This is a genomic window from Thiocapsa imhoffii (assembly GCF_016583985.1).
In the GTDB taxonomy this organism is placed as follows: domain Bacteria; phylum Pseudomonadota; class Gammaproteobacteria; order Chromatiales; family Chromatiaceae; genus Thiocapsa; species Thiocapsa imhoffii.
On the sequence record NZ_NRSD01000011.1, the window covers coordinates 45,638 to 59,520 of the forward strand.

Here is a 13,883-nt window from a genome sequence, read left to right on the forward strand (position 1 = left end):
TTAATTTGTCCACTAACCTAAGACAATGGTATTCATTGCCCTAGAATAGGAATGATACGGTGACTAAAACGATTTTTTACGGATTAGCTCTCATTGCCGCGTCTGCTTTTGGAAGCGTCTCTCAAGCCAGTAGTCTGCTTGTTTTTAATTCATCTGGAGCGCCAATCAAAGCGGGGGGAGGCCCTAATGCGACTCAGTACTGGGCATCATGCCAAGGTGACAACTGCATGCAAGGAATTCACGGAACTCAATCAGCACCCATCTTCAGCTCTGAGTCCGTGACAGGCTTCAACATCGGGCCTGCCAGCGAAGCAAATGAATTGTCGTTCCTAAACAATCTGCTAGCAACGTCCTCGTTGAGCCAGCCACCCGTGACCTTTGTCCAGAAGACCGATGTCGCAGGAAACTCCTTCACAACAAACCGGGAGTATTTCTCGATTAAACAGCAAACCTGGACGGCATATTTTAAAAACACTTCTGGTGGTGAAATTACTATCGATTTCGGCCCCAATTCATGGAGCCATTTTACTGAATACGGGAACGAAGTCGCTCCGGTTCCGCTGCCCGCGGCTGCTTGGCTCTTTGGCTCCGCCCTTCTTGGGCTAGTCGGTGTTGGTTACCGTCGAAAGCGTGCAAGATCCGCCTAAATTCGATGTCCGGAGTCCTCGTGACTCCGGATTCGGATTCGGCTAGGCGTAGCAAGGCGTATCGACTCACCCCGCGCCCCTTCACCGACATGCCGATCCACGCGCAACCTGCTCGCCTCAAGCGGGAGTGCACCCGCCACAGGACATCGTAGACGCCCACTCGCTCGGCCCAGACCCACTCTCATCCTGGTTGCTGGAGCTCCTCCAGACGGATCCCATCACATCACTCAGGTTGAAATGTCGTACTTCTTGAGCAAGGTGTAGAGCGTCGGCCGTGTAATACCCAGCAACTCCGCCGCACGCGAGACATTGTTCTCTCCGTGCTGCAGCGCCCGCTGGATCGCGTCGCGTTCCGTTCGCTCGCGCAGCGTGCGCAGATCAAAGGATTCCGGCAGCGTCGCGTTGTTCGCCAGCTCCAGATCCTCAGGGGTCACATATTGACCGTCTGCCATGATCACCGCGCGCTTGACGCGATTTTCCAATTCACGGACATTCCCAGGCCAGGGATAGCGCTCGATCACGACTTTCGCATCGGGCGTGAGATCCTTAATCGGACGCTGATAACTTTCGGCGTAGCGGCGCAAGAAACTTTGCGCCAGCAGTAGGGCGTCACCTTGACGTTCGCGCAGTGGCGGAACCTGAATGGTTGCTCCATTGATGCGATAATAGAGATCCTCTCGGAATTGGCCCTCGCTGATCAGTTCCACAAGATTTTGGTGGGTGGCGCAGACAACGCGGACGTCGACCGCGATCTCTTGACGACCGCCGATGCGCTCAACGACACGTTCCTGCAGAAACCGTAAAAGTTTGGCCTGAAGGGATTGCGGCAGATCACCGATCTCATCGAGGAACAGGATGCCACCGTTGGCCGATTCGATCTTTCCGGGCGAGGACTTAGCGGCGCCGGTAAAGGCCCCCTTCTCATACCCGAACAGCTCACTTTCGAGCAGATTCTCGGGGATGGCCGCGCAGTTGATCGCGACCAAGCGCTGTTTGGCGCGTCCGCTCAGCGCATGCAGCATCTTCACCAGGACCTCCTTGCCGGTCCCGCTTTCACCGAGGATCAGGGTGGTCACGTCGATCGGGGCGAGCTTCTCGATCATGCGACGGACCTGCATCATCTGCGGGCTTGCCGCGATCAAACCAGCGAAGGAGTGCTCCGAGAGCGTCCGCTCGGCGAGCCGACGATTCTCTTCCTCAAGGCGCTGGACGTGCGCCGCGCGCTCCACGATCAGCGTCAAGACCTCGGGGTCGACGGGTTTCTCACAGAAATCGTGAGCCCCGAGTCCAACCGCCCGGACCGCGTTGTGACGATCATTATGTCCGGTCAGGACGATGACCTTGGTTTGCGGCGCGAGGGTCAGGATCTCTTGCAGGGCGAGGAAACCCTCACGGGTTCCACCCGGATCTGGCGGCAAACCAAGATCCAGCGTCACCACGTCCGGTTCAAAGCGGCGAACCTCATTCAGTGCCGTCTCTCGATCCGCCGCCACGGCAATCTCAAACCCTTCGAAGCTCCAGCTCAATTGACGCAACAGCCCTGGATCATCCTCGACGATCAACAGCCTCTTCGGATGTTTCCCATCCATTTGCGATCCTCATCCGATCCTCGCTCACGATATAGGGTCCGGCACTTGGGACAGGCTTGCAACGGGTGCTTGCGCCAAAGGGATGGCGATCCGAAAACAGGTCCCGACCCCCGGCGTACTCATCACCTTCACCTGTCCCCCAAGGGCCAGGATGAACTCTCGGCACTCGTAGGCACCGATCCCCATGCCCGCCAGCCCTTTGGTCGAGTCGAAGGGCCGGAAGAGACGCTGTTCGATGAACTCCGCGCTCATGCCGATCCCAGTGTCCTCCACTTCGAGGATCGCCTGCCCATTCTGTTCCTCCAGACGCACCCTGATTGCGCCCGTGCGATCGGTCGCTTCCTGGGCATTGCGGATGAGATTGTCGATCACGGATTTGAGACGGTCCGCGTTGGCCTCGACGATCAGTTCTAAGCCGGTCGCGACCTCGAGCACGGGTTGCGGCAGACGTTGTCCTGACTCGCTGACCAACGCCTCGAGCATCGGCGTCAGCGCGACCTTTTCCAGGGTCGCGGCAGGCGTCACGCCGCGCAGTTGCAACAGGAGTCGGCTCATCTTCGCAACCGCGCTGGCGACCGTGGCGAAGGCATCATCGACAAAGGCTGGATTGTCTTTATGGCGCTCTGCATTGCGCACCACCAGACTGAGTTGCGCAACCAAGTTTTTTAGATCGTGCACGACGAAGGCCGAGACCCGATTGAAACCCTCGAATTGACGGACTTCCGCCAGTGCCGAGAGGGTGTTCTCCAACGCCAGATAACTCGCTGCCTGCTGCGCTGCTGTTTTCAGCAGATCGATCGTCTCCCAGTTCAATGGGTGCGGCACCGAGGGCCTCACCAACAGCACGAACGCCAAGATCCGTCGCTCATGCAAGATCGGCACGACCAACGAGAAGTGTTTTAGATCGCGCATCCAGGGCGGAACGTCGAGCCCCGGATACCGGCTCGGGTTACGCTCGTATTCCGACAGATCCAAGATCCAGTTGATGCGTTCAAGACCACGCGCAAAGTCTTGAGCATCCCAGGATCGGTTGAGCAGGTGCCCCTCGATCTGATCGCTGAACGCGAGCAGAAACCCATCCTGAGCATCACGGGTCCAGATCGCACCACCGGGGCGATCGACCAATTCAGACATGGTTAACAAGATGCGTGCCGGCAAGGTTGCGTGCAAGTCTTCGCCGGACAACCGCCGCGTCACGCGAATCCATTCCTCGCGGTACTCATATCGCGAGCGATAAAAATGCTTGGCGATGAAAACCTTCAAGCGCGCACGAATCGTCCCCGACAGGAAGAGAAAGATCAAGAGCGTACTTGAACCAGCAAAGAGGACGAGTTGCAGCGGGCCGCCCCACTGCTCCTTGTGTGCATTGAGCCAGTAGCCGGCGAGCGACATCAGGATCAGATAGACCCCAGCGGTCATCAGAACCGTGGTGTTGAAGACGATGGTCCGCGAGATGAACAGACCTGTCGACCACTGGGGATTGCGCCCCGCCGAGATCGCGATCAGCGGGATGACAAATAGATTGAGTGGTCCGCGTGCCAGCCACAGGTTCGCATCGATCCGCATCGTCAACATGGCCTCGGCGTAGACGAAAAAGTCGATGCCGAACAGCAACCCGAGGCCAAAACAGAGAAAGCGGATATCCTGCCGATACTGCCACAGGGTGTTGCGGTAGATCTGCTCCACCAACACCAACCCAACGACAGCGAGCAGCACGTGCGCCAGCAACCGCGCTTGGAGTGACACCGCATAGGCGCTCGGAACGACCTGGGCGACCAGCGACTCGAACGGGACAAGGAGGAGCAGGACGATGGCCGCGCTGGTCCACAGGGCCGCACGGAGGTGCCTTAGCGCCTGCGTGCGACCCTGCAGTTGCAGCGCGAGGAGGCGTGCAAGAAAGAGGATCCAGGCCAGTGCTCGCAGTGACTCGAGCACCCAGATCGCTTCAACGGGGAGGGTCTTCCAGAGCGCCTGAATGGCGCATGCCGCGGCCCAAAGGGCATTGAGTCCAGCCGCGATCAGCAGCACCGTACCCTGCATTCGACCACGCCAATTGAGGACCAAGAGCGCGGCGAGCAGGGTCGAGAGCAGGGCGACCAGGCCATAGCCGATCGCACCCATCTCCGGGAATGTCAACATGCTCCTAGGGGGAACCCGCTGCCCGCCACCGCGCAGGGGCAAGCGTGAGTTGGGTGCAACTGAGAAGGCATCTCAAACCGATGCAATCGGGTTCGTGGCCGATTGGATCACTGGCGTGTAATGAGGCTGAGGTTGATACAGTCGACCGTTGCGCCATCCGTGGCACATCAGGAGCCGGCGATCATCCGTGCCGGTCATAGCAGTTGATGACTCTAAGCGCTACGCGCGGGTCGAATGCTTGGCACGGTTGCGACGGTAGCCGATCCCGAAGAACCCGAGCAGGGCCGATCCAAACAGCCAAGCGGCGGCCGGCAGCGGAACCGGGGCAACAGCCGGGCCAGCACTGTAGAGCGACAGGTGGGAGAGATCGGAGGTTTGCCCCCCCTTGATTTGTAATACTAGACAACCAGCTGCCAGAAGTCGGCACTGGAGCATCACCACCAAACTCGTACGCGGCAAAGTTGTTACCCGCCTTCACGACCAGCATCACTCGCTCGAAGTCGAGCGAGCCGTTGAAACTCCAGTCACCCCATTGTAGATTATCCGATGTGACCGTCAGGCCATCCACGGTGAAGCTTCCACCCCATGATTCAGGGATATTGACCTTCGCAATCTCGTTCCACTGACCATCCCCCGAGCCGATGGTCAGACCAAAGATCTCCCCACGAAAATTCGAATCATTGCCCGAGAAGAGTTGGGCGCGAGAAGAACTCGCATCATCCCAGGTGACATCCGTGACCGCGGCCGCGAACGCAGAGCTGGTTCCACCAAGCCCAACACAGAGAGCCACAAGACAAGCGGCCTTCATTGATTTGACATACATTCCGATTCTCCGATCGATCTAATCATTCAGAAAGAGTACTGCTTCCATCTGAGTTTCTTCCTCAAGGCAGAGGCCGCTCAAGCGATTTCAAACCTAGACCAGGTCACGTCCCTTCGCGGCGTTGCGTCGCCGCGCCACGGCCGCTAAGCCAATCAACACACTCCCGAAAAGCCATCCCGCCGCCGGGATCGGCACCGGATTGACCGCGACACGAGCCACGTCGAACCCGTCACGTGGAGCGCTGGTGGGCAGCCCCTGATCCACCAGCAAGAGATACTGGAATACACTATCAGTAGAGAGGATTCCTCCACCTTGGGCTTGGGCGTTCCCGAGTTCACCGATCTGGGTCCACTGGCTGAAGTCGAGATTGAAGTTGGGCGCATCGAAATCCCAATCATTGCCGCCAAACACCGACACCTTCTCGGGCCAATGCGAACAAGTCCCAGCTGCCGTCGAGGTGCATGAACCGAAGGTAGCCTCCCAGATCTTGATCTCGCCCGTGAAGGCCGTCCCAAAGCCAAATACCGCGCTTCCATTCAGACCCAAACTCCGAAAAGTTCCAGTGTCACCATCGAGCGCATTGGCATCGACGTGGCGATTGTTGGTGGTCCCGATTCCGGCTTGACCGAGCCCGTATTGGAAGGATGCCTGGGTGGCATCGACGAGGCCGGCGGAAACCACTGAACTGGTGAGGAGAGCGGCGACACCGATCACCGCGGCAATGCATTGCGCTTTGACGTGAGTCGTTGATGCACTCTTTCCCATCGCGGTGTTTGTCTTCATCAGTGATGTCACCTGGTTTCGTCTCATCTGGGACATTGGTTAAGTGAACAACCTGTTGGCCGAGTGGTGCGTGAGGGCCGATTGGGCTTACACATGCCTAATCCCAAACAGGACTTAAAGCAGAACTCAAGCAGGACTTCATCAGGCAATTAAGCAATTTCCACGCCACCCTCTAAGTTGACCGATTCTGAGCCGCTGTCACCGCACAGCGATCGGATCCGACCGAACCCTCAGCCATCACGGCACCGCCCCAATTCAGGGATGGAATGCGCGAGCTGTCAGGGGATCTGTCGCGAAGCCCGTCGTCCCGCGCCCAACCGCGTCGAGATGAGTCGCCGCAACCGCTATGACCCGGTACGGCAACCACACCGCCACGAACAACCAGGGGATTGAGCGGACTGTTAAAAATCCTGACACTTCACCCATGCAAGAACGTCGGGAGCAGCATTGCCGCGCGACCCATGAGACCTCGTCTACATAGGATCTGACTGACTGTTTCACATCACTTTTTCGCATCAAAGCCAACCACGCCGAGCGGCTGGAATCGCCCCCCGCGACCACGCGGCCGGCGAGCAATAGAATCCGGGTCCAGACGAACCCAAAGTGTAAAAAATCCTGACAGCCAATACGCCCGCCATGATCAGCTTCCCATCCGGCCAGACCCCACGGGCTAGGCCAATCACGGCGTCTCGCAACAGGTTCGCCCGATACGAGTGCCCCGTGATCGGCGGTCGCCTCAGGGCAGAGGTGTCAGGAAACTTTACACTGCATCCCCGATGCCCTTCGATACTCTCTTGGCCGCTCCGATATCACGACACGAAAGGTCATTCCGGGAGACATCTTCACCAACGGCCCTGTGAGTCGGACTTCAGTTCGACTCGCCGTCATCACTGAACGGCAACACCTGGATCGAGATCCAGTCTAACCAGAGGCTGAGATGAGGATTGCCTGGAACGTCTCGGACCCGGCGAGGCGAAGGCTGAGCCGCTGGGCCGCTTCGGCGGTCCTAAGGCACAGTACCCAAGAAAAATGGCATGAAATATGCTTAAGTTATTCCGAACAAGATTTTAGATTGTGCCGTCGGTGTGCGGACGAGATCGCGATCCGTTCCGCCCGTTCAGTCTCCACGAACGATCTTCACCAACGACACCCAGTATCTTCACAGACAGATTTCGATCAGGAAGGAACGATGAAGAAACGATTGCAACGGTTCGCAGTGGCAGGTTTGCTCCTGTTAGGATCGATCGGCACGGCCCAAGCCGCCCTCATCACTGGCACGACGAATATCTTCGGTCTCGCCAACCCGGTCGGCAGCTTACCCAACGCGACCGGCGTCAGCTTTGCCTTTGGTATGGCGGATGGTGGTTCGGGAGATCTCGCGGCTCTCGACGGCGCATCGACAGCAGCAGGTGATCTGGTGATGCACAACTTCCTGTTCACAGACGTTCAACAACCAGGTGGCACGACCATCTGGACGACCTCACGCCTCGGAGGGTTGACGTTCAATCTGACCGAATCCGTGATTGAGCAGACAGCAACCAGCCTGAAAATGGACGGCAGAGGCTTCATTTCAAGTACAAGTAAGGCCTACGATGACACCCCCATCACCCTCGTCCTCACCCTGAACAAACTGGATGGTCAGCTGTTCGGCTCCATGTCGAGCGGGGTCACCGCGGTCCCAATCCCAGGTGCCGCCTTACTCTTCGGCTCGGCCCTGCTCGGTCTGGCGGGTGCGGCACGGGCGAAAGCGGCACGGCGGAATCAACATTCGTCGGACGCCTGATCACCTGTGTTCGCTCGACCTGGTGCGCACTTCATCGAGATCGCTCCGATATGTCGTCCGTCACAGCGATGACGGACGGCATCGTCAATGTAACTGAAGTTTTGATCAGACGCTTCGCTGACCCGCCCGATCGCGGGTCTTGTCCACCAACCAACCAATCCTGATCCAACGAGGCTCCACGAGCCCAGCCAGCATGGACTCGTGCTCAGGCCGCTGGAAAGAGTCCGGTTGACAGGTAGCGATCGCCCCGATCGCAAACAATGGCGACGATGACGGCCCCGCGGACCTCACGACATAACTGCATGGCCGCGGCCAGACTCCCGCCCGAGGACACACCCGCGAAAATCCCTTCACGCGCGGCGAGCGCTCGGGTTGTCTGCTCGGCGAGTGATTGCGAGACGTCGATGATGCGATCGACCCCGCGCGGGTCGAAAATCTTCGGGAGATACGCCTTCGGCCACCGACGAATGCCTGGAATACTGGATCCCGCCTCGGGCTGGACGCCGACGATCTGAATCGCGGGATTGCGCTCCTTCAGATAACGTCCCGTCCCCATGATCGTGCCCGTCGTCCCCATCGCGCTGACAAAATGCGTCACCTGCCCCTGGGTTTCCCGCCAAATCTCCGGACCGGTCGTCTCATAGTGCGCCGCCGGGTTGTCTGGGTTGGAGAACTGATCGAGGCGAATCCCCTCCCCCCGCTCCTCCATCGTCCGCGCAAGATCGATCGCCGCCTCCATCCCGCCGGCCTCGGGTGTCAACTGGATCTCGGCACCAAAACCGCGCATCACCCCCCGCCGCTCCGCGCTCATGTGCTCGGGCATGATGAGCCGCAGCCGAAAGCCCCTGATCGCAGCGGCCATCGCCAAGGCGATTCCGGTATTGCCGCTGGTCGCCTCAATCAGGGTGTCACCTGGTTGAATGGTGCCGCGCTCTTGCGCGCGACGGATCATGTTCAGCGCGGGACGATCCTTGACCGAACCCGCCGGATTGTTGCCCTCGAGCTTCGCGAGCACGATGTTCTCAGTGGACCCTGGCAGGTGTGCAAGCCTGACGAGTGGGGTGTGGCCGATCACAGTCTCGATCGTCTGATAAGTCATGGCAGCGCTCGCATTGGCGGCGCGGGCTGGCTTTGCCCACACCGAAAGGGCCGGAATCTGGACCAGGTCACGATAAAAATACAACGTCTTTATTTCACAACGCCCTAGACGTGACATCGAGTCCGCATTAGAGTATGCGCCGAACATTACCATCCTTGTGGGCGGCAAGCACCCGATGGACGACCCCAACCTCCAGACTGGCCCCTTGCCGGTCCGAGATGCAGCACTGGCCTTGGAGCAGACAGGCGGGGATGCGGCGCTTGCCGAAGAATTGTTCAGCGCGCTCCTTGATGGTCTGCCCGACGAGCTCGCACAACTTGCCGTGTGCCATCACGAATCCGATTGGGTTGGTTTAGCGGAATATGCTCACCAAATTCGTGGTGCAACGCGTTACTGCGGGGTCCCCGCGCTCGACGCCGCGGTGGCGACACTCGAGCGTACCGCACGTCTCGGTGATTCAGTATTGATCGAAGACGGCATGACTGGCGTGACAACAGAAGTCGACCGACTCTTCGCTATCGCACGTCCTCACCCTGGGGCGACATGAGGTCATGACAGGCGCTGCCTGGTTGATGAGCGTTTCTGTGACGGACCCCTGCAGATATCGAAGACAAAATGGTCGAGCATGACGTAACGAACCCCATGCGCTCCGCTTCAGCCGCGGGCCATCTGGACGTTGGCTGCGCCCCTCGCCGCTCCACTTCAGGATGGCTATGGACCCGAACGAGTTGTCAGCACGATTATTCCGTCGCATTGCAATGATGGAGCCTGGTGCCACGAAACCGGACATCGCCGAGGATCCGAACATCGCAGCCGGGATTCATCATCTTTCACCGCAAGCGCTCGCTGTGGCGGAGCGTTCACGCACGCCGACAATCTCAGCGTCACTCTTCTCTGGAACGACGCGCCTGCTTGATGCGGTCATCGTTGCGGCAACGGGGGCGCTCAGTCTCCTGATCAGTGCCGGGCCGGTCTTCATGACGCCCTGGGCGATGCTGACGATCCTCGTCGGCGTGGTGCTGGTCACCGTGACCTTCCAGGCAGCGGATTGCTACCAAGTTCCCATCATCCGTAGCTTTGGGAACCAACTGCTGCGCGTGACCCTCGCGCTCGCGATGATTTTCGGTGGTTTGACCGCCGTGCAGTTGCTCGGATCCTTCGGCACCGGCCTCCCGCGCCACTGGTTGAGCCTGTGGTTCGGGACCGCGACGCTCCTGTTGCTGCTCTTCCGCACCAGCGCCGCGCTCCTCGCCAAACACTGGACCGAGACGGGACGCCTTGGCCACCGTGCCGTGGTTGTCGCCGGTCATGCCTCCATTGAGGAGGTGATACGAAACATCGAACGTCAGCCCGGCTCGCCGATTCGGATCTGTGGAATCTTTGATGACCGCGGACCCGAGCGGACTCCGACCATGGTCGCCGGCTATCCCACGCTGGGCAGCGTCTCCGATCTGATCGAGTTCGCACGCATTGCGCATGTGGACATGGTCGTCGTCACCATCCCCATCAATGCTGAAGATCGGCTGCTACGGATCCTGAAAAAACTGTGGGTCTTGCCGGTCGATATCCGCTTGGCCGCGCATACCGACACGCTGGATTTCCGCGATCGCGCCTCGTCCTACACGGGATCACTCCCCTTCGTCGATGTTGTTGAAAAACCCCTTGCCGACTGGGATGCCATCGCCAAACGCGGCATCGATCTGCTCTTCACCAGCATCGCCCTGCTGCTGCTGTTCCCGGTGATGCTGCTCACCGCGATCGCGATTCGCCTCGACAGCCCCGGCCCGGTCTTCTTTCGGCAAAAGCGCTACGGCTTCAACAACGAAGTCATCGAGGTCCTGAAGTTTCGCTCCATGTACCACGATCAGGCCGACCCACTCGCGAAACAGGTCGTGACCAAGGGTGATTCGCGGGTCACCCGAGTCGGTCGCTTCATTCGTAAGACCTCGATCGATGAATTGCCACAGTTGTTCAACGTGCTCACGGGCGAGCTCTCTCTCGTCGGGCCCCGTCCCCACGCCATCAATGCCCATACCGAGGATCGGCTGTGGGAGCAGGTGGTGGAGGGCTATTTCGCCCGTCACAAGGTCAAGCCTGGCATCACCGGATGGGCGCAGGTCAATGGCTGGCGCGGCGAGGTCGATTCGGTATACAAAATTCACAAGCGCGTCGAATACGACATCTACTACATCGAAAACTGGTCGATCCTGTTCGATCTCTACATCATGTTCAGAACGCCGTTCGCGCTCCTGAATACCGAAAACGCCTACTAAACCCCATTCCTCCGGTTGGGCCGAGACCTCATGCGCAGCTGATGGCCGCGAACGGGGGAACCCCGTCCGCATCCTGTCAATCGCCAGGGACGCGACCGCGAAGCCGGTTCGTGTCCCGGTCGCATGCTGTCTGGATGACCGTCAGGTCGCAACCGGACCCTCGCCGTGATCAGCGCGTGACACCCTGTTCACGCCGTGCGCTGCTGACACGCTCCAGGGTCTGCGAGAGCCCCGCCACCGCACCACCGATGTTGCTGAGCTCCGCGGGCAGGATGAGGGTCGTTCCACTTTGCGCCAAGCGACCGAACTCACGCACGTACTGCTCGGCGATGCGCAGGCTCACGGCATCGCGCCCGCCTGGTTTCTCGATCGCACTGGCAATGCGCTCGATCCCGATCGCCGTCGCTTCGGCAAGCATCTCGATCTCACGCGCCTTTCCCTCGGCTTCGTTGATCTGTTTTTCTTTCTCGGCAACCGAGAGATTGATGATCTGGGTCTTTTCACCCTCTGAGATATTGATCTTCTCCTGACGCTCACCCTCGGAACGCGCGACCACCGCGCGACGCTCACGCTCGGCACGCATCTGTTGTTCGAGCGCATCGGTGATGGTGCTGGGCATGACGATGTCCGCGATCTCGTAACGCAACACCTTCACGCCCCAGGGTTGCGCGGCATCGTCGAGCGCCTTGACAACCTCTTCATTGAGACGACTGCGCTCCTCGAAGGTCTTGTCGAGTTCGATCTGGCCGATGATCGAACGCAGCGTCGTCTGCGCGAGACTCATCGAGGCGAACCGATAATCCGAAATCCCGTAGCTGGCTGATTGCGGATCGATCACCTGGAGATAGAGCACGCCGTCGACACTGACGGCGATGTTATCCTTGGTGATGCACTGCTGCTTGGGAACATCCAGCGCCTCTTCCTTCAGGGTATGGCGGTAGGCGACCTTATCGACGAAGGGAATCAGGATATGAAATCCTGCATCGAGCGTTCGGGAATACCGGCCGAGCCGTTCGACGATGAAGGCGGACCGCTGGGGCACGATTTGCGCGGTCTTCGCCAGTGTCACGACGATGGCAGCCAGTGCCACGAGCGAGATGATGGTACTGACACTCAAGTACAACTCATTCATGCGGAAGGGATCTCCTTGCAAGAAAAGGGGCAAGAACGGTTTTGGAGAGGGCGCCTGACCGGGTCACGCCGGCCCTCGTGAACAACAGACTTTCGGCTCCATGAGCCGTGATCACGTCTTCGAATCCGTTGGCGGCGTTGCCCGAACCAGCAGCACCAGTCCACGGCGGCCGCTCAACCACACGGGATCCCCGGCGCGAATCGGATCGCTCGACTCCGCATTCCAACGGACCCCATTGAGCAAGACAACACCAACCCCACGCTCGAAGTCGGCTTGTGCCGTCGCCCGCGTCCCGTCGGGTAACACCTCGCTGCCAACCCCGCCCGTCTCAACCTGACCACGAAACCACGGCTTGAGTCGGTTGCGTGCCAAGAGTAGGAGTGCGGCACCCAGCACACCGAACAGAAGGATTTGTGCCGGGGGATCGAGCGGCAGATTGAAGAAGAGGAGCAAGGCAACAATCAAGGCGGCCAAGCCGAAGAACACCGCGATGACACCCGGCAAGGCGAGTTCAGATAGGATCAAAAGGACGCCGACGAGCGTCCAGAGCGAGGCAGGGGTAAAGGTCCAGTCGATCATGACGAGGGCTCCGGCCATTCTGTGCATCCGCGACCAACACCGTTGGCAACTCTAGCACTGAACCCTGCCCCTGTATCAGGGGATCGAAGATTGATCGACGCGATGGTCTAGACTTAAGCGGCATGGTCCAGAGCACCGACCCTCAGCGCCCCCCTGCCCAAACCTGCTCTGGCGTCATGGGACGATCGCTCGGTGGCTCGGATCAAGCCTGCACGCTGCTTGAGGCGTGTACGATCGAGGCGTCATCGAGGTCAGGCGTCTCCCCGGTCGCAATATAGATGATGCGCTCGGCCAGGTTGGTCGCGCGATCAGCGACCCGTTCATAGCCGTGGGCGATCGACAGCAGCGTCACCCCCGCGCGTGCCTGTTCGGGATGGTCACGCAGCCACGACAGAACCGCGCCGATCAGTTCCTGCTCAGCACGATCGACGGCCGGATCCGCCGCCCCCACCAGACGTGCGCCGGATGCGTCCGCATCCTGGGCATAGGCATCAAGGGCGGATTCGAACATGGCGATCGCCGCCTCGCCAAGTTCGAGACACTGCTGCAAAGGCTCGCCGGGAAGACGGTCGGGGGCAAGACGCAGCAGCGCACGGGCGATGTCCGCGGCATAATCACCCATCCGTTCCATCTCGGAGATCATCTCCAGTGAACCACCCACGAGACGCAGATCGGAACCGGCCGGCCGGAATGCCGCCAAGACAACGAGCGCTTGCTGCTCCAACATGCGCCGCTCGCGATTGATCTCCCGATCCCCCAGGACGATGGCCTGAGCCAATGGCAGATCGGTATTGCGCAAGGCGTCGAGTGAACGCTGGAGGGCTTCGCGGACACGCTCGCCGAGTCCCAGCATGCCGGACCTCAGTGTCATACACTGTTGCTGAACCAACGACTGTGTCATGGACATGAAGGGCGTCTCCTCTGACATGATGGTAGATTCATTCAACCTGGCACTGTAACCGGCGATCTTGACGATTCCATGACCAGGGCGACCACGAACCCCTGGCTCGCTCGCCTGAGTCGATCAGAAGTCCAG

General features: G+C 59.6%; 12 protein-coding genes. 4 read left to right on the forward strand and 8 right to left on the reverse strand.

The features are described 5' to 3' along the window. Window positions 1-59 precede the first annotated feature (59 nt). Complete coding sequence (locus CKO25_RS11620; protein ID WP_200388093.1) at window positions 60-647, forward strand: VPLPA-CTERM sorting domain-containing protein; 588 nt, start codon at window positions 60-62, stop codon at window positions 645-647. A gap of 227 nt (window positions 648-874) precedes the next feature. On the opposite strand, the gene prsR is transcribed toward CKO25_RS11620, so the two are convergent. From prsR to CKO25_RS11640, 4 genes are all read right to left on the reverse strand, one after another. Continuing rightward, window positions 875-2,236 carry a PEP-CTERM-box response regulator transcription factor gene (gene prsR / locus CKO25_RS11625; RefSeq protein ID WP_200388094.1) on the reverse strand — a complete coding sequence of 454 codons (1,362 nt, stop codon included), beginning with the start codon at window positions 2,234-2,236 and terminating at the stop codon, window positions 875-877. 24 nt (window positions 2,237-2,260) lie between these two features. Beyond that, window positions 2,261-4,375: an XrtA/PEP-CTERM system histidine kinase PrsK gene (gene prsK / locus CKO25_RS11630; RefSeq protein ID WP_200388095.1), complete on the reverse strand. Its 2,115-nt coding sequence runs from the start codon at window positions 4,373-4,375 to the stop codon at window positions 2,261-2,263. A gap of 181 nt (window positions 4,376-4,556) precedes the next feature. Further along, on the reverse strand, window positions 4,557-5,198 hold the full coding sequence (locus CKO25_RS11635) for a hypothetical protein (protein WP_200388096.1): 642 nt from the start codon (window positions 5,196-5,198) through the stop codon (window positions 4,557-4,559). A 93-nt stretch (window positions 5,199-5,291) separates the two neighbouring features. Further along, window positions 5,292-5,981, reverse strand: a complete 690-nt coding sequence (locus tag CKO25_RS11640) for a VPLPA-CTERM sorting domain-containing protein (RefSeq protein ID WP_200388097.1) — start codon at window positions 5,979-5,981, stop codon at window positions 5,292-5,294. A gap of 937 nt (window positions 5,982-6,918) precedes the next feature. On the opposite strand from CKO25_RS11640, the gene CKO25_RS11645 reads away from it, so the two are divergent. Beyond that, window positions 6,919-7,764, forward strand: a complete 846-nt coding sequence (locus CKO25_RS11645; protein ID WP_200388098.1) for a hypothetical protein — start codon at window positions 6,919-6,921, stop codon at window positions 7,762-7,764. A 205-nt stretch (window positions 7,765-7,969) separates the two neighbouring features. On the opposite strand, the gene cysM is transcribed toward CKO25_RS11645, so the two are convergent. Then, window positions 7,970-8,863 (reverse strand): cysteine synthase CysM, encoded by an 894-nt coding sequence (gene cysM / locus CKO25_RS11650; RefSeq protein WP_200388099.1) that lies wholly within the window; start codon window positions 8,861-8,863, stop codon window positions 7,970-7,972. A 175-nt stretch (window positions 8,864-9,038) separates the two neighbouring features. On the opposite strand from cysM, the gene CKO25_RS11655 reads away from it, so the two are divergent. Both CKO25_RS11655 and CKO25_RS11660 read left to right on the forward strand, forming a co-directional pair. Then, entirely contained in the window at window positions 9,039-9,410 is a 372-nt protein-coding gene (locus CKO25_RS11655) for an Hpt domain-containing protein (protein WP_200388100.1), read from the forward strand. Window positions 9,411-9,591: 181 nt separating this feature from the next. Further along, complete coding sequence (locus CKO25_RS11660) at window positions 9,592-11,136, forward strand: undecaprenyl-phosphate glucose phosphotransferase (RefSeq protein ID WP_242467572.1); 1,545 nt, start codon at window positions 9,592-9,594, stop codon at window positions 11,134-11,136. Between the two features lie 169 nt (window positions 11,137-11,305). Here CKO25_RS11660 and CKO25_RS11665 read toward each other — a convergent pair whose 3' ends face one another. The 3 genes from CKO25_RS11665 to phoU all read right to left on the reverse strand — a co-directional run bounded on the left by CKO25_RS11665 (window position 11,306) and on the right by phoU (window position 13,754). Continuing rightward, window positions 11,306-12,268 (reverse strand): SPFH domain-containing protein, encoded by a 963-nt coding sequence (locus CKO25_RS11665; protein WP_200388102.1) that lies wholly within the window; start codon window positions 12,266-12,268, stop codon window positions 11,306-11,308. 111 nt (window positions 12,269-12,379) lie between these two features. Beyond that, entirely contained in the window at window positions 12,380-12,865 is a 486-nt protein-coding gene (locus CKO25_RS11670) for an NfeD family protein (protein ID WP_242467573.1), read from the reverse strand. 184 nt (window positions 12,866-13,049) lie between these two features. Then, window positions 13,050-13,754 carry a phosphate signaling complex protein PhoU gene (gene phoU, locus CKO25_RS11675; protein WP_200388103.1) on the reverse strand — a complete coding sequence of 235 codons (705 nt, stop codon included), beginning with the start codon at window positions 13,752-13,754 and terminating at the stop codon, window positions 13,050-13,052. Window positions 13,755-13,883 lie beyond the last annotated feature (129 nt).

Bases quoted from the DNA above. Each gene is read 5' to 3' on its own strand.
- prsR (WP_200388094.1), bottom strand. From the start codon at position 2,236: ATGGATGGGAAACATCCGAAGAGGCTGTTGATCGTCGAGGATGATCCA.
- prsK (WP_200388095.1), bottom strand. From the start codon at position 4,375: ATGTTGACATTCCCGGAGATGGGTGCGATCGGCTATGGCCTGGTCGCC.
- CKO25_RS11635 (WP_200388096.1), bottom strand. From the start codon at position 5,198: ATGTATGTCAAATCAATGAAGGCCGCTTGTCTTGTGGCTCTCTGTGTT.
- CKO25_RS11640 (WP_200388097.1), bottom strand. From the start codon at position 5,981: ATGAAGACAAACACCGCGATGGGAAAGAGTGCATCAACGACTCACGTC.
- CKO25_RS11645 (WP_200388098.1), top strand. From the start codon at position 6,919: ATGAGGATTGCCTGGAACGTCTCGGACCCGGCGAGGCGAAGGCTGAGC.
- cysM (WP_200388099.1), bottom strand. From the start codon at position 8,863: ATGACTTATCAGACGATCGAGACTGTGATCGGCCACACCCCACTCGTC.
- CKO25_RS11655 (WP_200388100.1), top strand. From the start codon at position 9,039: ATGGACGACCCCAACCTCCAGACTGGCCCCTTGCCGGTCCGAGATGCA.
- CKO25_RS11665 (WP_200388102.1), bottom strand. From the start codon at position 12,268: ATGAATGAGTTGTACTTGAGTGTCAGTACCATCATCTCGCTCGTGGCA.
- CKO25_RS11670 (WP_242467573.1), bottom strand. From the start codon at position 12,865: ATGGCCGGAGCCCTCGTCATGATCGACTGGACCTTTACCCCTGCCTCG.
- phoU (WP_200388103.1), bottom strand. From the start codon at position 13,754: ATGTCCATGACACAGTCGTTGGTTCAGCAACAGTGTATGACACTGAGG.